17 protein-coding genes are annotated in these 20,059 nt (G+C 52.8%); 13 read left to right on the top strand and 4 right to left on the bottom strand.

Features of this window, described 5'->3' with window-relative positions; all coding sequences use genetic code 11:
• The first annotated feature begins 119 nt into the window (after positions 1-119).
• The 3 genes from U9M73_RS10045 to U9M73_RS10035 all read left to right on the top strand — a co-directional run bounded on the left by U9M73_RS10045 (position 120) and on the right by U9M73_RS10035 (position 3,244).
• Entirely contained in the window at positions 120-1,535 is a 1,416-nt protein-coding gene (locus tag U9M73_RS10045; RefSeq protein WP_009224141.1) for a stage II sporulation protein P, read from the top strand.
• A gap of 18 nt (positions 1,536-1,553) precedes the next feature.
• Complete coding sequence (locus tag U9M73_RS10040; RefSeq protein ID WP_028539695.1) at positions 1,554-2,081, top strand: hypothetical protein; 528 nt, start codon at positions 1,554-1,556, stop codon at positions 2,079-2,081.
• Between the two features lie 92 nt (positions 2,082-2,173).
• Positions 2,174-3,244 (top strand): LacI family DNA-binding transcriptional regulator, encoded by a 1,071-nt coding sequence (locus U9M73_RS10035; protein WP_009224139.1) that lies wholly within the window; start codon positions 2,174-2,176, stop codon positions 3,242-3,244.
• Between the two features lie 58 nt (positions 3,245-3,302).
• Here the strand turns inward: U9M73_RS10035 and U9M73_RS10030 are convergent, their stop codons facing one another.
• From U9M73_RS10030 to U9M73_RS10015, 4 genes are all read right to left on the bottom strand, one after another.
• Positions 3,303-4,481: a glycoside hydrolase family 130 protein gene (locus tag U9M73_RS10030; RefSeq protein ID WP_028539693.1), complete on the bottom strand. Its 1,179-nt coding sequence runs from the start codon at positions 4,479-4,481 to the stop codon at positions 3,303-3,305.
• Positions 4,482-4,505: 24 nt separating this feature from the next.
• Positions 4,506-5,702 carry an AGE family epimerase/isomerase gene (locus tag U9M73_RS10025; RefSeq protein ID WP_323077159.1) on the bottom strand — a complete coding sequence of 399 codons (1,197 nt, stop codon included), beginning with the start codon at positions 5,700-5,702 and terminating at the stop codon, positions 4,506-4,508.
• A 13-nt stretch (positions 5,703-5,715) separates the two neighbouring features.
• Positions 5,716-6,675, bottom strand: a complete 960-nt coding sequence (locus U9M73_RS10020; protein ID WP_028539691.1) for a glycoside hydrolase family 113 — start codon at positions 6,673-6,675, stop codon at positions 5,716-5,718.
• 177 nt (positions 6,676-6,852) lie between these two features.
• On the bottom strand, positions 6,853-7,875 hold the full coding sequence (locus tag U9M73_RS10015; RefSeq protein ID WP_036700814.1) for a substrate-binding domain-containing protein: 1,023 nt from the start codon (positions 7,873-7,875) through the stop codon (positions 6,853-6,855).
• A 250-nt stretch (positions 7,876-8,125) separates the two neighbouring features.
• Here U9M73_RS10015 and U9M73_RS10010 point away from each other — a divergent pair, with 250 nt between their 5' ends.
• The 10 genes from U9M73_RS10010 (at position 8,126) to dnaK (ending at position 20,026) form a co-directional block, all read left to right on the top strand.
• Complete coding sequence (locus tag U9M73_RS10010) at positions 8,126-9,481, top strand: ABC transporter substrate-binding protein (protein ID WP_028539689.1); 1,356 nt, start codon at positions 8,126-8,128, stop codon at positions 9,479-9,481.
• Between the two features lie 120 nt (positions 9,482-9,601).
• Positions 9,602-10,477 (top strand): carbohydrate ABC transporter permease, encoded by an 876-nt coding sequence (locus tag U9M73_RS10005; protein WP_028539688.1) that lies wholly within the window; start codon positions 9,602-9,604, stop codon positions 10,475-10,477.
• 3 nt (positions 10,478-10,480) lie between these two features.
• On the top strand, positions 10,481-11,314 hold the full coding sequence (locus tag U9M73_RS10000) for a carbohydrate ABC transporter permease (protein WP_009224132.1): 834 nt from the start codon (positions 10,481-10,483) through the stop codon (positions 11,312-11,314).
• Between the two features lie 37 nt (positions 11,315-11,351).
• The gene (locus U9M73_RS09995) at positions 11,352-12,374 is read left to right on the top strand and encodes a glycoside hydrolase family 130 protein (RefSeq protein ID WP_028539687.1); all 1,023 of its coding nucleotides are present in this window, start codon (positions 11,352-11,354) and stop codon (positions 12,372-12,374) included.
• A 137-nt stretch (positions 12,375-12,511) separates the two neighbouring features.
• Positions 12,512-14,329: a translation elongation factor 4 gene (gene lepA / locus U9M73_RS09990; protein ID WP_009224125.1), complete on the top strand. Its 1,818-nt coding sequence runs from the start codon at positions 12,512-12,514 to the stop codon at positions 14,327-14,329.
• 115 nt (positions 14,330-14,444) lie between these two features.
• A complete protein-coding gene (gene hemW / locus U9M73_RS09985) occupies positions 14,445-15,650 on the top strand; it encodes a radical SAM family heme chaperone HemW (RefSeq protein WP_260070479.1) in 1,206 nt (401 codons plus the stop codon).
• A gap of 171 nt (positions 15,651-15,821) precedes the next feature.
• Positions 15,822-16,289 carry an N-acetyltransferase gene (locus U9M73_RS09980; protein ID WP_009224123.1) on the top strand — a complete coding sequence of 156 codons (468 nt, stop codon included), beginning with the start codon at positions 15,822-15,824 and terminating at the stop codon, positions 16,287-16,289.
• Positions 16,290-16,396: 107 nt separating this feature from the next.
• The gene (gene hrcA, locus U9M73_RS09975) at positions 16,397-17,425 is read left to right on the top strand and encodes a heat-inducible transcriptional repressor HrcA (protein ID WP_009224122.1); all 1,029 of its coding nucleotides are present in this window, start codon (positions 16,397-16,399) and stop codon (positions 17,423-17,425) included.
• 103 nt (positions 17,426-17,528) lie between these two features.
• Positions 17,529-18,131, top strand: a complete 603-nt coding sequence (grpE, locus tag U9M73_RS09970; protein ID WP_050769722.1) for a nucleotide exchange factor GrpE — start codon at positions 17,529-17,531, stop codon at positions 18,129-18,131.
• Positions 18,132-18,190: 59 nt separating this feature from the next.
• Positions 18,191-20,026 carry a molecular chaperone DnaK gene (dnaK, locus tag U9M73_RS09965; protein ID WP_323077155.1) on the top strand — a complete coding sequence of 612 codons (1,836 nt, stop codon included), beginning with the start codon at positions 18,191-18,193 and terminating at the stop codon, positions 20,024-20,026.
• The last annotated feature ends 33 nt before the right edge of the window (positions 20,027-20,059 follow it).

The following is a 20,059-nucleotide window of genomic DNA, read 5'->3' as shown; positions in this document are numbered from 1 at the left end:
AAGGAAATCCGCGAATCTAGCGGATTTCTTTTTTTGTGTGAGAATTTGAGGTTCTAGCCTTTCAACTAGGTTCATAGATTTGGAATATAGTTTGAAAGCGGCTGGAGGAGGACATGCATATGAAATTCAAGGCTTGGAATCTAGGGAAAATGAGAAGGAATCTGCTTCATGTGTTGGCGATGGGACGCACCTTTTTGCTGCTGTCGGTCATGTCGGTGATCTTCTTCGTCATGCTGGGGGTGCTGGGGATCGCTGAGAAACAGCTGAACACCTCCCCTGTCTCCTCGATGAAAGGACTGGCGGCCTCGCTGTCCAGCGGATTCTTCATGGATATGGTTGGCATGGAGCTGCCGCATGTGGCTAGCGAGAAGCAGACCCCGGCGATTTCCGGGCGGCAGGTGACGAACTTCGTCTTTCAGCTGTTGACGGACGTGAATCCGTCCGATCCAAAGAGCTTGGTAGCCCGGGAAGTCCCAGGGCTTGGCGCTGACAGTCCGATCCTGCTGCGCACCGGCTCCGGCAACGGGACGGCCCAGGCTCCGGAGGACTACCGGCCAGGCGCAGGAGCCGACGGAAGTGCGCCGGATCACCCGGAACCGGATATCCCCGATGACGGAAGTAACGCGGATCCCGGGAAGGACGGCGACAATTCGGACACAGCACAGCCGCCAGCAGTGGAACCGGGGAAGACGGACGGCACGTCCGGGGATCAGGAGGAGCCTTCCATCAAGCCGGGCAATAAAAATATCGTGATGATCTATCATTCCCATCCGCAAGAATCTTTTAATCCCGTGCTTGGCACGAATGTAGATAATCCGAGCTCGGCGGAGGATAAGAAGAACGTAGGCTTAGTTGGAGAGGCCTTGGCGAAAGAGCTGGAACGCAGAGGGGTCGCAACCTTACACACGTACGAAAATTATGCGGCCAAGGTGAGCAATTACAACTACAACTACTCATATAAATATTCACGAGAGACTGTCAAACAAGCGATGGCTGAAAACGGTCAGCTGCAATATTTTATCGATATTCACCGCGACTCGCAGCGCCACGACAAAACGACAACAACCATCAACGGTGTGAATTATGCCCAGGTATACTTCATTATCGGACACGGGAACAAGAATTGGCGCGAGAATGAGAAATTCGCCAGCTCCATCCATGAACGGTTGGAGAAGTCGTATCCCGGGATTTCCAGAGGCATCTGGGGGAAGACGTCTTCCCAAGGCAACGGGGAATATAACCAGTCGCTGTCGCCGAACAGCGTGCTGATCGAAATCGGCGGCATCGACAACAGCCAGGAAGAGCTGGAGCGTACCGCCAAGGTGCTGGCCGGAATTTTGGCCGATCTGTATTGGGAAAGTCAGGACGCGGAGAAAGCAGGCAAGCTGTCGAAGAGCAGTACGAACGGCATCGCTAGCGGCAGCGCAAAGAGCACGGACAAGTCCGCTGGCACCACGAACAAAGGCGCGGGCAGTTCCAATAAGTCTTCGGACAGCGTGAACAAAGGAACGAACAGCACAAACAAGAAATCTTGATTTGAATGGGGGATGGACATGGCTAAAATGCTGCGAAAAACATTGGTATACGGTTTATTGCTGGCGACTGGGGTGACGCTGGGGATGCAGCTTGCCGAAAGCGGAACCAGCTCGATCCTCGGCCCCGGATTTCAAACCGGAGGGACGACTGCAGGCATGAACGGACAATCCATGATCTATCCCTATCCGCAATCGCAGCAGCCGCAACAATCGCAACAGCAATTACAGCAGCAATTGCAGCAGAACAACAACGGTTGGACCGCCGGATCCCCCCCCATTTGGACAACCGGTCAAGGCAATGCCGCGCCGCAAGGAACGACAGGCGGTTATACCCAGGTTCCCGGCTACGGAACCTCCCCATCCGGGACCGATGTGCCAAACACGACGGGGGGCGGTCAGGCGCTGCAGACGCCAGCTGACCTGCTGATGCCGCCGCCCTCGCCGCCGGCCATCGACCGATTTGCCGACAAAGCGGCTCACCTATTGCAGCAGGCGTCGCAGAAGAGCATTCATTGGGTTGCCTCCTGGTTTGGTCCAGGCGAATGAAATAACGATTTATAACGAATGGCGAGTTTGTTATACTGTTGTTATATTGTTATGAACCCGTTCGTTATACGTTATTTCGGAGGTTAGAGTCCTTGAAAAAAATTACGATGCAGCAAATCGCCGACCATCTAGGCGTCTCGAAATTCGTTGTATCCAAAGCTTTGTCCGGCAAGGGAGGGGTCAGCGAGCAGACCCGGGAGCGGGTCATTCAAGCTGCCTCCCAGCTTGGGTATTTTAATCAGAAGAACGGTTATGTGAAGAACGTCATCCCTACGGGAACCGCGCTGCCGGCACCGGCCGGCAAGCAGTCAGTGCTGGTGCTGATGCCAAATATCCGGTTTCAGAACAAGGAATCGCTGTATTGGGGTAGACTGCTGGAAGGCATCTCCCGGGAGCTGGAGGCGCAGGAGCTGGGGATGATTATCGTATCCGAACCTCGCGGTGACAACTTCATGAGCATCCTGAATCCTGACGGGATTCTGGGGATGATCGGGGTGGGGCAGATCGCCACCCCATTCCTGCTGGAGGTACACCGGATCGGGCTGCCGATCGTGCTGGTCGATCATGAGGACCCGCTGATTCCAAGCGACACGGTCTTCGCTAACAACGTTGATGGGATGGCCCGTTTGACCAATCACCTGATCGGCCTGGGGCATCGGAAGCTGCATTTCTTAGGCAATTTAACGTTTTCCCGCAGCTTTCGGGACCGCTGGATTGGTTTCCGCAGCGCCTTGGAGGAGAACGGCTTGACACCGCAGTCCCTGGAGGATCCGATGCTGGAGCTGGAAGGTGTCGACACCGGGGCTTACGGCGACGTGCTGCGCGGATGGCTGGAGGGGCAGAAAGCGGAAGGGACGCTCCCGACCGCGCTTGTGTGTGCGAACGACTCCATCGCGATGCATGCCTGCTCCGTCCTGAGTGAGATTGGCCTTCACGTGCCCGGGGATATCACGGTCAGCGGGTTTGACAATATCGACGATGCGGCCCGGTACACTCCGGCCATTACCACCATTAACGTGCCGAAGGAGAACCTTGGCCAGCGGGCGGTGAGGAAGCTGCTGGAACGACTGGCCCAACCGGACGCGCCGCGGGAGAAAATCATGATCTCCGTCGAGACGGTATACCGGGATTCCACCGCCGAGCCGCATCGAAAGGCCGAGTAAAGAAGTCAACTCAAACAAACGAGCTGCCAAGAGATGAACTCCTAGCAGCTCGCTTGTTTTACTTGTTCAGAAATTGGATATTCCGCTCGATCAAATCGATTCGTTGCTGTACGCAGGCATAGGAGCGCAGCGGATCCTCCGGCGTGTTCAGCACGTAGTCCAGCAGCCGGTCGACCGTCGTTGTGGCGACGTGGATGCGCGTATCAGAGGAAGCGTAATAGATGAAGACGTCGCCGTTGTCGCGGGCGATGACGCCGTTACAGAACACGACGTTGGACACATCGCCGACACGCTCCTCGCCTTCCGGTGCGATCAGATGGCCGCCCGGCCGATGCGTCACCCGCTGCGGCTCCTGCAAGTCGGAGAGGAAGGCGTACAGCACGTAGCGGAGCCCGGCCGCCGTTCCCCGCACGCCATGGGCGATGTGCAGCCAACCTTTATCCGTTTTGATCGGGGCGGGACCTTGGCCGTTCTTGACCTCTTTGATCGTATGGTACTTGCGGTCGTCAACGATGATTTCCTCGTCGATGACCGCCTGCTCGATCGAATCAGACAACCCCCAGCCGATGCCGCCGCCGGAGCCGGCGTCGATGAAGCCGTCCTGCGGACGGGTGTAGAACGCGTATTTCCCGTCTACGAACTCGGGGTGCAGCACCACATTGCGCTGCTGCGGAGATTTCGTTTTCAGGTCGGCTAACCGCTCCCAAGTGACGAGATCCTTCGTGCGGGCGATGCCGCACTGGGCTACGGCGCTCGACAGATCTCCCCGCGGCGCATGGGGGTCTTTCCGCTCCGTACAGAACAGCCCGTAAATCCAGCCGTCTTCATGCCGCACGACCCGCATGTCGTAGACGTTGACGTCCGGATCTTCGGTTTCGGGCATAACCACCGGCTTATCCCAGAAACGGAAGCCGTCGATGCCGTTATCGCTCTCGGCTACAGCGAAGAACGATTTGCGGTCTACGCCTTCAACGCGGGCGATCAGATAAAATTTTCCATTCAACTCGATGGCTCCTGGATTAAACACGCCGTTGACGCCAAGGCGTTCAGAGAAATACGGATTCGTCGCCGGATTGAAATCGTATCTCCAAATGAGCGGCGCATGCTCCGCCGTCAAGACCGGATAGCGGTAGCGGTCGTACACCCCGTTGCCATAGGGCATTTTCTCGTTGCGGCGCGCAATCAGCTGTTCGTAACGTTCGGTCAGCTGCTGTTTTCTTTCGTCAAATAGGCTCATTCTCAATTCCTCCGATCCATCAAATTACTTCTCGCGTTCCAGACGCTCCAGCATTTCCAGACACGCGCGGCTGTTATGATAAGGGCATTTCCAAGGGCTGACCTTTGGTTCGCCCGGCAACGGTGCGCCGCCTCGATCCACGCCCCAGAACCATTCGCCGTGTTTACGATCCACCAGATACGTTTGAATAAAGCTCCAGGAATTTGCTGCAGCCGCCCGGTACTTGGGGTCTCCGGTCAGTTGGTACGCATTGTAGAAACCAACCATCGCTTCCGCCTGCGGCCACCAGTCTTTGTTATTGTCAGTCAGGCCGTTTGGATCGGCTTCGTTCCATATCCCGCCGTCCCGGTCAACGCCTTCCGCATACACAGCCTCGGCCATCTTTAAGGCGGTTTCCTTCACGCGCTGCAGCAGAGCGGGCTCACCCAGCACCTCGGCTGCCTCGACGAGCAGCCAGCTGCCCTCGATATCATGGCCATACGAGACATGATGTCCTCTGACCTGCCAGCCGTCATCGAAGAACAGCAGGAAGTGGGCAGTTTTCGGATCGATGATTTGCTCTAGCGTCACTTCGATCAGCTCGGACAAGCTGCCCCGCAGCTCAGAGGATTTCCATACCCGGTACAAATTGGTGTACGCCTCCAGCACGTGCAGGTGCGTATTCATCGATTTCTTTTCGTTTAGATCCTTGTTGCTGAGACTTAAATCCCCGGTGGGTTTCCAGTCGCGGGACTGAGCCTCAACATAGCCTTTATGAACCGGATCATAGCTGTGCTGCTCCAGCAGGCGGTAGAGGTTGACCGCTTGCTCCAATGCCTCTTCGCTGGAGGTTGCGCGATAATATTCAGTCAAAGCGTAAATGACAAACGCTTGCCCGTAGACCTGCTTTTTGTCTTGAACCGGCCGTCCTTGGACATCCACCATCCAATAGAAACCGCCGTACTGAGGGTCCACAAAATGCGTCTTCAGGTAATCATAAGCCCGCTCGGCGATTTCCAGGTATTTGGGATCGGGAAATCGACGATAGGCCGAAGCGAAGGTCCATAGAATGCGGGCGTGCAGCACCAGCCCTTTATCGGCCTCGGGGTGCTTGTTGAGCTGCTCATCGATGTATCCGACAAAGCCGCCATGCTGCCAATCGATTGTATGTTCGATCCAAAACGGGAGAATGTTGCCTTGCAGCTCCTGCTGCAGCTGTACCTTCCAATCATGGGTTTCCACGTAAAAAACCTCCTTATCGCTCGATCGCGTTCAGCTTGGCGGCATAAGCTTCAGCTACGACCGTCTCCGCTTCCTTGCCATAAATGCAGTAACCATCATTTGTTGCAGCCTGGCTCCGATCGTACAGCCGCGCCGGCCAATCCCACAGCATCAAGCCGCGGACCCAATCGCGTTCTCCGCATTTCTCCAGCATCGTGCGGTAATATTCCGCCTGTTCTGCCTCATTCACTGCACCCTGCAGCGTCCAGTCATTTGGGACGTTCGCCGACCCGGTGCGGCTCGGGCAGCCGGCTTCCATAAACAAAAACGGCTTACCGTATCTCCGGACAACGCTTTCAATTCGATCCAGCTGACGATCCCAATCTCCGATCGGGTAGTAGCCGCTGGAACTGATCACATCCAGGGCATCCCACCACATCACATTGTCCTCTTGATATTTGTCGCAGTTATACGTCAGCGGTCCGTGGTAAACCTGGCGAATGTCGGCGATCAAAGCGCGCCATTCCGCTTCCCGCCGGTCGGTTTGCACCATTTCGCAGCCGATACAGAACATCTCGCACCCGGTTTCCTCGGCGATTTGCGCGAAATGAAGGAGATATGCGCGATACGAGGCAAACCAGTCAGACCATTTTGGTTCACAAGGGACGTCTCGATCAAAAAAATTAATGTGCGCTCGCCAAGTTCCGTCCGCGCAGTTCACGATCGGCTTCAGACATACCTTCAACCCCAGCGAATGCGCCTTACGAATGGCCCATCGGACTTCCTCGTCGGTCACCGTCGGCGCCTCCCAGAAGGGGATATCCGTGGAGAAGGCTGTTGCTTGCAGTGCGGCAAAAGCAATGGCCGTCCAGTTACTGCGGGTCACCTTCGCCATCATTTCCATGGAATGAGCTGCGGTCTCGTTGCCCCAGGTCCCCCTGACGCCCATAAACCCCCAAGTCATTCCGGCAATATAAGGTTCGAGCGATTGCATACTTGCATTTCACCCCACGATCTCGAAAATTTAAAATTTGTTATTATTTGTTATATAAATTAAGATAACAAAATACTAATTATGACATAACTATATAACGGCTAAACGGTGGATTCAACCTTTTTTATTTTGAATTTGTTAGCGTGAAGTTGTCCTAAAGAAGCAAAAAACCGCCGATTACTCGGCGGGTTCGGTATTAAGGTTCTTAACGGAATCCCGGTAGATGATCTTGCCTTGCACCAGCATGCGGCCGATGCGGCGATGGGGGTTGGACACTTTATCCATAATCGCCTTGACGGCGGATCGGGCCATCTGCTCAATATCCACCTCAACCGTAGTTAGCGGCGGATTTGCCAGCGTGGCGTATACGTCGTTGTCGAACCCGACAATCGAACAGTCATCCGGGATACGGTAACCCATGCTGGTGAGGCGCTCGCCCAAAAGATAGGCGACTTGGTCGCAGTTGCAGACGAACGCGGTAGGCATTTGCTCCGGAAGCTCGATATCGATATAGGTACCGTGTTCATCACGGTCATTGATCAGATAACGCTCGTTAAACTTCAACCCGTGCTCCAGCAGCGATTTGTAGTAACCCAGGAAGCGGTCTTGGATACTGCTGGTGGAATAGACGTTGCCAACATAAGCGATCTCGCGGTGGCCGCATCGGATCAGATAGTTCGTGATCTCGTAAGCGCCGTAAAAGTTATCGGTAACGATTGAATCGATCGCGGCATGCTCGTCATAAAAGTCGAGAAACAGCTTCGGCAGCTCCATATTTTGCACCGTTTCGATGTACTTCTTGCTGACCTGCCCCAAAATGATGATGCCATCCACCTTATTTTCACTGTATACCCGCGGGAAATTGAGCTGTTCCTCATCTTCGCTGCTTAAGATATTTAAGATTCCGAAATAGCCATAGTGGTCCAACTGAATGGCGATCTGCTGATAAACCTGCAAATAGAAGGACTCTCTAAGACCCGTAAAACGCTGCGGAATCATCACGCCAATATTATAAGAAAGCCCGTCCTTGATCGATTTGGCCGCCGAGTTAAAGCGGTAGCCCATCTCACTGGCCACCTTCTTGATCTTCAGCTTCAGGCTGTCGCTGACGCCTTCCTTGTCATTCAGCGCTTTGGATACCGTAACGCTGCTGACGCCCAGCTTGTCGGCGATATCTTTCATCGTTATGTTGCGTTTCATGAACTTATATTCACCATCCCGTTCAATCTATCATCCAGAGCCAATCGATCTAAAATCCAGTATACCGATTCTGTTGGTAAATAGGAAGATGAGCTAAAAATTAAACTTATCATTCATAAGTGATAACTTAATATATTACTTTATTAACCGAAAATAAATGGATTTATCCATTGACTAGTAAGCGTATACATTATAGAATCTTAGTTAGTTTATCGATAACTTAATTTATAAATTGAAAGGGGAAACGGATGTGAAAAAGAACAAAGCTTTCATCGGTTTGCTGGCCTTGATGCTTGTTTTGACTCTGTTGGCTGGCTGTGGAGGGAACAACCGTAATAACGCGGCACAGAACAATGCAGCCGGAAATGCCGGAACCGCGAACTCCGGCACGGAACAGACGGCGGGAAGGGACATCTCGGGAGAGATTACCGTCATTACGCAACGAACAGACATCGTCGACACCGTATTCAAGGATTATGCCGCCGAATTTAATAAGGAATACCCGAACGTGAAAGTAAACTTCCAAGCGCTTTCCGATTATGAAGGACAAATCACAGTGCGGATGAACTCTGACGATTACGGTGATGTTCTGTTGCTGCCAACCAGCATTCCGCTGGCGGATACGCCGGAGTTTTTTGAACCGCTGGGTACGTTGGAAGAGATGAGCAAGCAGTATATCGGCCTGGAGGAAAGAACCGTTGATGGCAAAGTTTACGGGATTCCGATCGCTGTTAACTTTTCCGGGATCCTCTACAACAAGAAAGTATTTAACGACGCCGGCGTAACGACGACGCCGAGAACACCGGACGAGTTTTTGGCCGCTTTGCACAAAATCAAAGAAAAAGGCGACGCGATTCCTCTGTACAGCAACTATGCAGACAGCTGGCCTTTGACGCAATGGGAAGCTGTATTAACTACCGTTGCCGGCGACGTCGACTATGTCAATGTGATCCAGCCGAACACCGATGACAACTTCGTTCCTGGACAGCCGCACTATGAACTGTACAAGGTGATGTACGACACCGCCAAACAAGGTTTGATTGAAGATGACCCGACAACGACGAACTGGGAAGCTTCCAAAGCCGACATGGCCAATGGCAAAATCGGTGCGATGGTGCTGGGCTCCTGGGCGATCGGGCAGGTTCAAGGCTTAGCTGAGAATCCGGATGACATCGCTTACATGCCTTTCCCAACGAATGCTAAGGAAATCATTATGCCGCTTGCAGACGACTATACGCTGGGCATCAGCAAGCACAGCAAGCACAAAGAGGCGGCAAGAGCTTGGGTGGACTGGTTCATCAACAAATCCGGATATCCCACGGAACAAGCCGGCGGCATGAGCCCGGTGGTCGGCGCTCCTCTTCCGGAATCGCTGAAGCAATTCGAAGGAACTGACGTGAAGTTCGAACTGCAGACTCCTGCAAAACCGGGGCAAGAGGGCCTGGTGGACAAAATCGACAAAGACGCGGAAATCGGCTTGTGGCAGCCGGAATTCAAGAAACGGATCATGGAAGCCGCGATCGGTAACCTGAACGAATCCTATGACGACATCATGAAGGATCTCAACGACGCTTGGGTGAAATCCCGCGCCAAATTCGTGAAATAACACCGGTCACAGGGGAGGACAAAGTTGCAGGGGGAACGTGCCGGATGCGCGTTTCCCTTGTGATTTTAGCCAAGGAGAGACAGAGATAGGCATTTTGCAGGATTTTTGGAGGTGTGAGTGGTGTTCAAAAATTTAAGCTACAAAACCCAGCGGAAAGTGATCATTTTCGCCTTCTCGCTGATCCCGGTCGCCTTGTTGTTCACTTTCGCCTACTTGCCGGTTTTTAATATGTTCAAATACAGCTTCACCAACTGGAACGGCTACAGCAAGCATTATGATTACGTAGGGTTTGAGAACTACAAGACGATCTTTACCGACTCCAAATATTTCACCGTCTTTAAGGTCAGCTTGTATTATTTTTGCGCGACCTTTGTTCAAATGGCAATTGCTCTTTATTTTGCAACGATACTTAGCTTTAAGGTGCGATTCAAAAACTTCTTTAAAGGCGTCCTGTTCTTTCCTTACCTCTTAAACGGGGTAGCGATCGGGTTTATCTTCCTGTTCTTCTTCCGTCCGGACGGTACGCTGGATACCTTGATGCAATCGGTGGGGCTTGGCGCTTACACGCAGGGATGGTTGAAGAACCCGAACATCATTAATATTTCGCTGGCGGGCGCATCCGTGTGGAGATACATGGGCTTTAACTTCATCATTTTCCTGGGCGCGATTTCGTCGATTGGTTCCGATATTTACGAAGCGGCCGAGATCGACGGGGCCAACCGTTGGCATCAGTTCCGCCATATCATCATTCCCAGCATCATGAAAATTGTGCAGCTCAACCTGATCCTCGCCATCAGCGGTGCAATCAGCGCCTTCGATATTCCGTACATTATGACCGGCGGCTCCAACGGAAGTAATACGTTTGTCATCCAAACGGTGACCACCGCGTTTAAATATAACAAGCTTGGCCTTGCCTCCGCCATGGCGGTTGTCCTGCTGTTTATCGTGATCATTGTCACCTTGCTGCAGCGCTTGTTGATCAAGGAGGAGAAGTAAGCCATGTATAGACTGAAATACGTAGCCGCGGCCTTCATTAAATATGTCAGCTTGCTGCTGGGCGCTTTCGCCGCGCTCGTTCCGATCGTGGTGGTGCTGTTCGCTTCCTTTAAAACGAACAAGGAATACGGTTCGACCAGCCCCTTGACGCCGCCGGAGAACTGGCTGAATTTCGCCAACTACTCCAAGGCTTTTATTAATGGAAAAATGCTGCTTGGCTTCGGCAACACCGTCATTATCGTAGTCATCTCAATTCTTGGCGCGACCTTGATCGGCTCCATGATCGCTTATGTCCTAAACCGCTTCAAATTTCGCGGCAACAAGCTGTTGATGGGGGCCTTCTTGCTGGCGACCTTGATCCCAAGCGTGACGACCCAGGTGGCGACATTCCGAATCATCAACTTCTTCCACTTGGTGGATACACGATTTGCTCCGATTTTGCTTTACTTAGGCACTGACATTATCGCCGTGTATATTTTCATGCAATTCCTCGATTCGATTTCCGAATCGCTGGACGAATCCGCGATGCTGGACGGCGCGTCCTATTTCACGATTTACTGGCGCATTATTTTGCCGCTGCTCGCCCCAGCCATCGTGACGGTCATTATCGTCAAAGGCGTGAATATCTATAACGATTTCTACACGCCGTTCCTGTATATGCCAAGCGAGGACCTGCAGGTGATCTCGACCGCGCTGTTTAAGTTTAAAGGCCCTTACGGTTCGCAATGGGAAGTGATCTGCGCCGGGATCATGATAACGATTGTGCCGATCCTGATTGCTTTTGTGGCGCTGCAGAAATACATCTATAACGGATTTGCCCAAGGCTCCGTTAAATAAACGCACTTATTTGAGTTGATTTGGAAGGGGTAACCTCATGAGCACAGTGAAAATCATTGGAGAGAACCTGCCGAACATTCCTTGGCAAGACAAACCGGAGCATGCGGCAGGACCCGTATGGAGACATAATGACAATCCGGTCGTGAAGAGGAATCCGGCCAAAGGCATCGCGCGCATCTTCAACAGCGCAGTTGTTCCTTACGATGGCCGCTTTGTTGGCGTGTTTCGCGCCGAAACGATTAACGGCCGTCCTCACCTGCATACAGGCTGGAGCGAAGACGGCTATGAATGGAAGATCGACGAGGAGCGTATTCCTTTTGTGGATGAGGAAGGGAAGCCGTTCCAACCTCAATATGCCTATGATCCCCGGTTGGTGAAGGTGGAGGATACCTACTATATTATTTGGTGCACGGACTTCTACGGCGCTTCGATTGGGGTGGCCAAAACCCAAGACTTTAAGACGTTTGTCCGTTTGGAGAATCCGTTCTTACCATTTAACCGCAACGGCGTGTTGTTCCCGAAGAAAATCGGAGGCAACTTCGTGATGTTGTCCCGTCCCAGCGACAGCGGGCATACTCCGTTTGGCGACATCTTCCTTAGCGAAAGCCCGGATTTCGTCTATTGGGGCAAACATCGCCATGTGATGACCAAGGGCGGGCAAGGCTGGTGGCAGTCGGTGAAAATCGGCGGCGGTCCCGCTCCAATCGAAACGACCGAGGGTTGGCTGATGTTCTACCATGGCGTCACCGGGACGTGCAATGGCCTTGTTTACAGCATGGGTGCGGTCATTCTTGACCGAGAGGAACCGTCCCGCGTGAAATATCGCTCCAGCACGTATGTATTAACGCCGGAGGAATGGTATGAGGAGCGCGGCTTCGTCCCGAACGTCGTGTTCCCTTGCGCCGCTTTGACCGATGCTGCCACAGGCCGTATCGCCATTTACTACGGCGCTGCAGATACCTATGTTGGGATCGCCTATACGACGGTTCAGGAAATCGTGGATTATGTCAAGGCGACGCATGAGGAAGTTGGCGATGACGCAGAAATCGGTAGAATGTAGCGGGACGGAGGCGACCGGGTTCTTCTGGAGAGGTTGAAGCTGTAAACGGAAAATCGCTGGCCGTGATTGCTGCTTGCCCCTTCAACTGCTATAATAAATTGATTGCATTACTTCGATGATTTGTGGTGGGGGTAAGGATGACAGATATTAGGGCTAGACAAGCGAAAATTCGCAATTTCTGTATTATTGCACATATAGACCATGGCAAATCGACTTTGGCCGACCGGATTCTGGAGTATACCGGGGCGCTGACCTCCCGGGAAATGCAGGATCAGGTTCTTGATCAGATGGACTTGGAACGGGAGCGCGGAATTACGATCAAGCTTCAGGCGGTCCGCCTGAACTACCGTGCTGACGACGGCGAGGAGTATGTGCTGAACCTCATCGATACTCCAGGGCACGTCGACTTCACCTATGAGGTTTCCCGCAGCTTGGCGGCTTGCGAAGGCGCATTGCTGGTCGTGGACGCAGCCCAGGGGATTGAGGCGCAGACGTTGGCCAACGTTTATCTGGCGCTGGATAACAACCTGGAGATTTTGCCGGTCATCAACAAAATCGACTTGCCGAGCGCAGATCCTGACCGGGTAAAGCAGGAGATTGAAGATGTCATCGGCCTGGATGCCAGCGAAGCGGTGCATGCTTCCGCCAAGGCCGGAATCGGGATTAAGGAGATTTTGGAACAGGTCGTTCAGAAGGTGCCGGCACCGACGGGAGATCCGGATAAACCGCTGAAGGCGCTGATCTTCGACTCCCACTATGACCCTTACAAAGGCGTTATCGTTTATGTGCGCGTCATTGACGGCAAGATCAAAGCCGGTTCGAAAATCAAAATGATGGCGACGGACAAAACCTTTGAGGTCATCGAAGTCGGCGCGTTCAAACCGCGGATGACGATTGTGGACGAGCTTAACGTCGGCGATGTTGGCTTTATCGTCGCCGGGATCAAGACGGTTGGCGATACCCGTGTCGGGGATACGGTGACGGACGCGAAGAATCCGACACCAGAGCCGCTGCCGGGTTACCGGAAGATCAACCCGATGGTGTACTGCGGCTTGTACCCGATCGAAACGTCGGATTACAACGACCTGCGTGAAGCGCTGGAGAAGCTGCAGCTGAACGACGCTTCGCTGAGCTTCGAACCTGAAACTTCAAGCGCGCTGGGCTTCGGCTTCCGCTGCGGTTTCTTGGGACTGCTGCACATGGACGTGATCCAGGAGCGGATTGAACGGGAATTTAACATTCCGCTGATTACGACAGCACCAAGCGTTATCTACAAAGTAACGCTGACGAACGGCGAGACGATTTCCATCGACAACCCGTCGAACTATCCGGAGGTCGGCAAAATCGACTATGTCGAGGAGCCTTACGTCAAAGCGTCGATCATTGTGCCCAACGATTATGTCGGAACCGTGATGGAGCTGTGCCAAAGCAAACGCGGCGAGTTCGTCAATATGGAATACCTCGACACGACGCGCGTGACGATTACGTACCAGGTTCCGTTGTCGGAGATTGTATACGACTTCTTTGATCAGTTAAAATCGAGCACCAAAGGCTATGCTTCGTTTGATTACGAGCTGTCCGGCTACCGCAGATCCAATCTCGTGAAGATGGATATCCTGCTGAACGGCGAGCAGGTGGACGCCTTGTCCTTTATCGTGCACCGCGATCGCGCATATCACCGCGGTCGGATCATCTGCGAGAAGTTGCGCGAGCTGATTCCGCGCCAAATGTTCGAGGTACCGATTCAGGCTTCGATCGGAACGAAGGTCATCGCCCGTGAAACCGTAAAGGCGATGCGCAAGAACGTCCTTGCCAAGTGTTACGGCGGCGACATCTCGCGGAAGCGGAAATTGCTGGAGAAGCAAAAGGAAGGCAAGAAGCGGATGAAGCAGGTCGGCAGCGTCGAGGTGCCGCAGGAAGCGTTCATGGCGGTGCTGAAGATCGACGACAATTAAGAAGCAGGTTGGTTGACGAAGGAAAGCCGTCAGGCTTTCCTTTCTACTATTATTTAAGAGAAACTTGGAGGAGGGCATGACCATGGACCAAACGATGAAGCATCCGGGGCAGGGAATGCCGATCCAAAACCCTGCGGCAAGCGGCGTGACATCATCCGGACCATCCGGCGCACCGCATGCGGTATATATTCATATCCCGTTTTGCACCAACAAGTGCTTCTATTGTGATTTCAACTCCTACGTATTAAAAGATCAGCCGGTGATGGACTATCTGCGCGCCTTGGATCGGGAGATGGAGCTGACGGTCCAGCAAACTCCGCCGGGCGAAATCCGCAGCATATTTGTGGGCGGCGGGACGCCTACCGTGCTGACTCCGCAGGAGATGGAGTTTTTCCTGGCATCAGTCAGACGTCATTTCCCGTATTGGGCCAGCGATATCGAATTTACGATGGAAGCGAACCCGGGCACGACGGACCGCGACAAGTTGACCGTCATGAAAGACGGCGGCGTCAACCGGGTCAGCTTTGGCGTGCAGGCATTCCAGAATGAGCTTCTGAGCGGCATTGGCCGGATCCATAACACCGATGATGTCTACCGGAGCTTGGAGAATGCTAGAGCTGTTGGGCTAGATAATCTGTCCATCGATTTGATGTTTGGTCTGCCCAACCAAACGGTTGAGATGCTGGACTACAGCGTCTCACGGGCATTGGAGCTTGGGCTGCCGCATTATTCGATTTACAGCCTGAAGGTTGAGGAGAACACGTTGTTCCATACGTTGTACCACAAAAATCAGCTCCCGCTTCCAAGCGAAGAGGAGGAACTGAACATGTACCTGCTGTTAATGGAGCGAATGGAACAAGCCGGTTACAAGCAATACGAGATCAGCAATTTTGCCAAACCCGGCTTCGCCAGCCGGCACAACATCACGTACTGGAAGAACGAGGATTATTACGGTTTGGGCGCCGGCGCCCACGGGTATGTCGGCCGCACGCGTCACGTGAACATTAAGGGCGTGAACCCTTATGTGGAAGCGGCGAAGACAGGATTGCCTCGCTTGGAGCAATTTGGCGTGTCCCGGGAAGAGGCGATGGAGGACTTCGTTATGGTTGGACTTCGGATGCTGGACGGCATCCGTAAGGCGGATTTCCGGAGACAATTTGGCGAAGAGCTGGACGATGTATTTGCCCGGCAGCTTACGAAGATGTTAAGCGCCGGCCTGTTGGAGCCTCATAGCGACGGTGAAGGCTATCGGCTCAGCAAGCAAGGCGTGTTGTTCGGAAACGAAGTGTTTGCCGAATTTATCGGCGTCTTAACGGATTAGTGACTTATCCAACAAGCAGCTTGCGCTTCTTTAATGAAGTAGCAAAGCTGCTTTTTTACATGTCGCTGAATATACTTGGAAAAATGACATGGCCATGAAACATTTCTCTTGAAGTTTTATACCGTATAATGTATATTTATTCATATTATTTGTGATCGAGGGGGAATCAGCATGCCAGCGGTAGCCGTGTGCAGACAGGCGAATTTAGCGGATGTCGAGCCATTATATAACATCATTGAAGGGTATGCCCGGCGAGGCATTATGCTGCCGCGTTCACGGGCGGTGTTGGAGCGTCAGATCCAGGATTTCGTCGTGGCGGAAGTGGATGGCGAGGTCGTCGGCTGCGGTTCGCTGTGCAAGCTGGGGGAGGAACTGGTTGAAATCCGTTCCCTTGGGATCGCCGAAGGCCACAAGGGGAAGGGGCTTGGTTCCATGCTGGTCGAGCAACTGGTGGAAGAGGCCCGGAGACAAGCGATCCCCAAAGTGATGGCGCTCACCTATGAGGTTTCCTTTTTTATTAAAAATGGCTTTACAGTCGTGAATAAAGAGATCTTTCCGGAGAAAGTATGGACCGACTGCGTCAATTGTGCAAAGCAGCATTGCTGCGATGAAATCGCCGTTCTCAAGATACTGGACTGACTTGACAATCGTCAGGTCGGTTTGGTATTTTTGTATTAGTGATTAGCACTCTATGACATTGAGTGCTAACGATTCGGAAAAATCGAGTTTATCCGGGAGGGATTGCCATGTTGACGGAACGCCAAAGAATGATATTGACCGCTATTGTTGATGACTATATTCGCTCGGCGGAGCCTGTGGGATCCCGAAGCATTTCGAAACGGGGCGATGTCGGGTACAGTCCGGCAACGATCCGGAACGAAATGGCCGACTTGGAAGAGCTCGGTTTTTTGGAGCAGCCGCATACGTCGGCGGGGCGGATTCCTTCTCATAAAGGCTACCGCTACTATGTGGATCACCTGACGCCGTTGAACTTACTATCGAATGAAGAAGTAACGACGTTAAAAGCATTCTTCGCAGAAAAGCTAAACGAAACTGAACAAGTGATTCAACATGCTGGGACCATTCTATCCCAAATGACCAATTACACTTCCATCCTGCTGGGGCCGGAAGTTTTTCATACGTCTTTGCGTCACTTCCAGCTATTGCCGTTAAACGAAACGAAGGCGGTGGCGATCGTCGTGACGAATACAGGACAAGTGGAGAACAAGACCGTCGCGATTCCGCCGGACGTATCCGTATCCGAAATGGAGCGGGTGGTCAACCTGTTGAACCGCAAACTTGCTGGGGTGCCGATCTATAAGCTCAAGACTGCCTTGTATAACGAGATTGCTCAAGAGATGCAACGGCATATTGAGCATTTTGAAGATCTGATGAAGGTGCTGGATCAAGCGCTTGACCCGGGCACAGAGGGGCAACGCCTCTTCCTGAGCGGGGCGACGAACATGCTGACACAGCCGGAATTCCGCGATGTCGAGAAGGTCAAAGGGATTCTGGATGTACTGGAAGAGACCCCAACCTTGACGAAAATGATCTCTTCCGCATCCGGGTCTGGCATTCAAGTGCGAATCGGCACCGAAAACGGGCATGAAGCCTTTGCCAACTGCAGCCTCATCACGGCAACCTATCAAGTCGAAGGCGAAGCGGTTGGTACGATCGGCATTTTGGGACCTACACGGATGGAATATGCCCGAGTGATCCGGATTTTGGAAATTTTGTCGAAGGACCTAAGCAATTTTCTGAGCCGGATGCAATAACATGCATGATCTGCGGGTCTAGCTGCATGTTAAGGAGGTGAGCATCTTGAAGGAATCACAGCCGATTCAGGACAACAATCACACTGTAGAGGAAGAAACGAATATGAACGATAACGTGAAAGAGGACTTGCAAAACACCCCGGAATCCGAAGAGAGGCAGGATGAAGTAGCGGCTCAAGAGCCGCAGGATACTCAGGACGCTGCCGGTGGAGAGGGTGCAGCTGAGGCTGTCAACGAAGCGAATAACGCAGATGTGACTGCGGAGCTGGAGAAGCTGCGTGCGGAGAACGAGGAATTTCAGCAGCGCTTGCTGCGTGCTCAGGCGGATTTCGATAATTTCCGGCGCCGTACGGTGAAGGAAAAGGAAGAACTGGGCAAATACGCATCCGCCAAGCTGATTACCGAGCTGCTTCCGGTGATTGACAACTTTGAACGGGCGCTTAACACAACCGGAGACATCTCGGACGCCGCCTCATATGTCAAAGGGGTGGAAATGATCTTCCGCCAACTGGAAGGCGTCTTGAAGGCGGAAGGCCTCACTCCGATGGAAGCGGAGGGCCAGCCGTTTAATCCTGAATTCCATCAGGCGATTATGCAGGTGGAATCCGAGGAGCATGAAGAGGGCATCGTCGTGGAAGTTGTGCAGAAAGGCTATATGCTGAAAGATAAGGTGCTGCGCCCGGCGATGGTCAAAGTCAGCGGCTAATATAGCAGCTAACAACGAATCCAAAAGACGATTCAACCTATTAAGGAGGACATAACGTAATGAGCAAAGTAATCGGTATTGACCTTGGTACAACGAACTCCTGCGTTGCGGTGATGGAGGGCGGCGAAGCGGTCGTCATTCCTAACCCGGAAGGTGCGCGCACAACCCCTTCCGTCGTAGGTTTTAAGAAAGACGGCGAACGGATCGTCGGCGAAACGGCGAAACGCCAAGCGATCACCAATCCGGATCGGACGATCATTTCGATCAAACGTCATATGGGGACGAACCATAAAGAAGTCATCGACGGCAAAGAATATACGCCGCAAGAAATTTCTGCGATCATTTTGCAGAAGCTGAAAGCTGACGCCGAAGCGTATTTGGGACAACCGGTCACCCAAGCGGTTATCACGGTTCCGGCATATTTTAACGATAGTCAGCGTCAAGCGACGAAGGATGCCGGGAAAATCGCCGGTTTGGAAGTATTGCGGATCGTGAACGAACCAACGGCAGCTGCACTGGCTTACGGTCTGGATAAAGCTGAAGATCAAACGATTCTCGTATATGACCTTGGCGGCGGTACCTTTGACGTATCGATCCTCGAGCTGGGCGACGGCTTCTTCGAAGTTAAAGCGACCAGCGGGGACAACCATCTGGGCGGCGACGACTTCGACCAGAAGATCATCGACTACCTCGTTGCCGAGTTCAAGAAAGATCAAGGCATTGACTTGAGCAAGGACAAAGCAGCGGTACAACGTTTGAAAGATGCCGCGGAAAAAGCGAAAAAAGAACTGTCCGGCGTGCTGACGACGACGATTTCTCTGCCATTCATCACGGTAGTTGACGGCGTGCCGCAACACCTTGAAGTGAACCTGACCCGCGCGAAATTCGAAGAGTTGACTGCGGATCTTGTTGAACGCACCCTTGGACCAACTCGCCGTGCTTTGAGCGATGCTGGCCTTACTCCGGCTGACATCGATAAAGTCGTGCTTGTCGGTGGTTCTACGCGGATTCCTGCCGTACAAGAAGCGATCAAGAAACTGACGGGCAAAGAGCCGCATAAAGGCGTAAACCCGGACGAAGTCGTTGCGCTTGGTGCTGCGGTGCAAGCCGGCGTATTGACTGGCGATGTCAAAGACGTTGTCCTGCTTGACGTTACTCCGCTTTCGCTGGGGATCGAAACGGCTGGCGGCGTATTCACGAAGATGATCGAACGGAATACAACGATTCCGACGAGCAAGTCGCAAATCTTCTCGACCTTCGCCGATAATCAGCCAAGCGTTGAGATCCACGTCCTGCAAGGGGAACGGGAAATGGCAGCCGGCAACAAAACGTTGGGCCGCTTTATCCTGGGTGATATTCCGCCTGCACCACGCGGGGTACCGCAAATCGAAGTTACCTTCGACATTGACGCGAACGGGATTGTTAACGTATCGGCAACCGATAAAGGGACCGGTAAGAGCCAAAAAATCACGATTACTTCCTCCAGCGGCTTGAGCGATGAAGAAATCGAACGGATGATGAAGGACGCCGAGCTGCATGCGGAAGAAGATAAAAAACGCAAAGCGCTGGTTGAAGCGAAAAACAACGCTGACCAACTGATCTACAGCGTTGACAAAACGTTGAAAGATCTGGGCGACAAAGTTGACGCAGCTGAAGTTGAGAAAGCAAACGCCGCTAAAGAAGAGCTGAAGAAAGTGCTGGAAAGCGACAATCTGGAGCAAATCAAAGCGGCATCGGAGAAATTGACCGAGGTTGTTCAGCAGTTGTCCGTGAAGCTGTATGAGCAAGCTTCGCAAGCGGCAGGTGCGCAAGGCAACGCTGAAGCTGCCGGCGGCCAAAACCGCGATAACGTCGTTGACGCTGACTACGAAGTGGTTGACGAAGATAAGAAATAAAGCTAAGATGGCTCACAGAGCAGTTTGAGTCTG

Source organism: Paenibacillus phoenicis, assembly GCF_034718895.1.
Taxonomy (GTDB): domain Bacteria; phylum Bacillota; class Bacilli; order Paenibacillales; family Paenibacillaceae; genus Fontibacillus; species Fontibacillus phoenicis.
Note: the sequence above shows the minus strand (reverse complement) of the source record. Positions and strands in the feature narration are given on the sequence as shown.

Excerpts from the sequence above, each read along its gene's own strand:
- U9M73_RS10040 (WP_028539695.1), top strand. The coding sequence starts at position 1,554 with ATGGCTAAAATGCTGCGAAAAACATTGGTATACGGTTTATTGCTGGCG.
- dnaK (WP_323077155.1), top strand. The coding sequence starts at position 18,191 with ATGAGCAAAGTAATCGGTATTGACCTTGGTACAACGAACTCCTGCGTT.
- U9M73_RS10030 (WP_028539693.1), bottom strand. The coding sequence starts at position 4,481 with ATGAGCCTATTTGACGAAAGAAAACAGCAGCTGACCGAACGTTACGAA.
- U9M73_RS10045 (WP_009224141.1), top strand. The coding sequence starts at position 120 with ATGAAATTCAAGGCTTGGAATCTAGGGAAAATGAGAAGGAATCTGCTT.
- grpE (WP_050769722.1), top strand. The coding sequence starts at position 17,529 with ATGAACGATAACGTGAAAGAGGACTTGCAAAACACCCCGGAATCCGAA.
- U9M73_RS10000 (WP_009224132.1), top strand. The coding sequence starts at position 10,481 with ATGTATAGACTGAAATACGTAGCCGCGGCCTTCATTAAATATGTCAGC.
- U9M73_RS09995 (WP_028539687.1), top strand. The coding sequence starts at position 11,352 with ATGAGCACAGTGAAAATCATTGGAGAGAACCTGCCGAACATTCCTTGG.
- U9M73_RS10020 (WP_028539691.1), bottom strand. The coding sequence starts at position 6,675 with ATGCAATCGCTCGAACCTTATATTGCCGGAATGACTTGGGGGTTTATG.
- lepA (WP_009224125.1), top strand. The coding sequence starts at position 12,512 with ATGACAGATATTAGGGCTAGACAAGCGAAAATTCGCAATTTCTGTATT.
- U9M73_RS10015 (WP_036700814.1), bottom strand. The coding sequence starts at position 7,875 with ATGAAACGCAACATAACGATGAAAGATATCGCCGACAAGCTGGGCGTC.
- U9M73_RS09980 (WP_009224123.1), top strand. The coding sequence starts at position 15,822 with ATGCCAGCGGTAGCCGTGTGCAGACAGGCGAATTTAGCGGATGTCGAG.
- hrcA (WP_009224122.1), top strand. The coding sequence starts at position 16,397 with ATGTTGACGGAACGCCAAAGAATGATATTGACCGCTATTGTTGATGAC.
- hemW (WP_260070479.1), top strand. The coding sequence starts at position 14,445 with ATGCCGATCCAAAACCCTGCGGCAAGCGGCGTGACATCATCCGGACCA.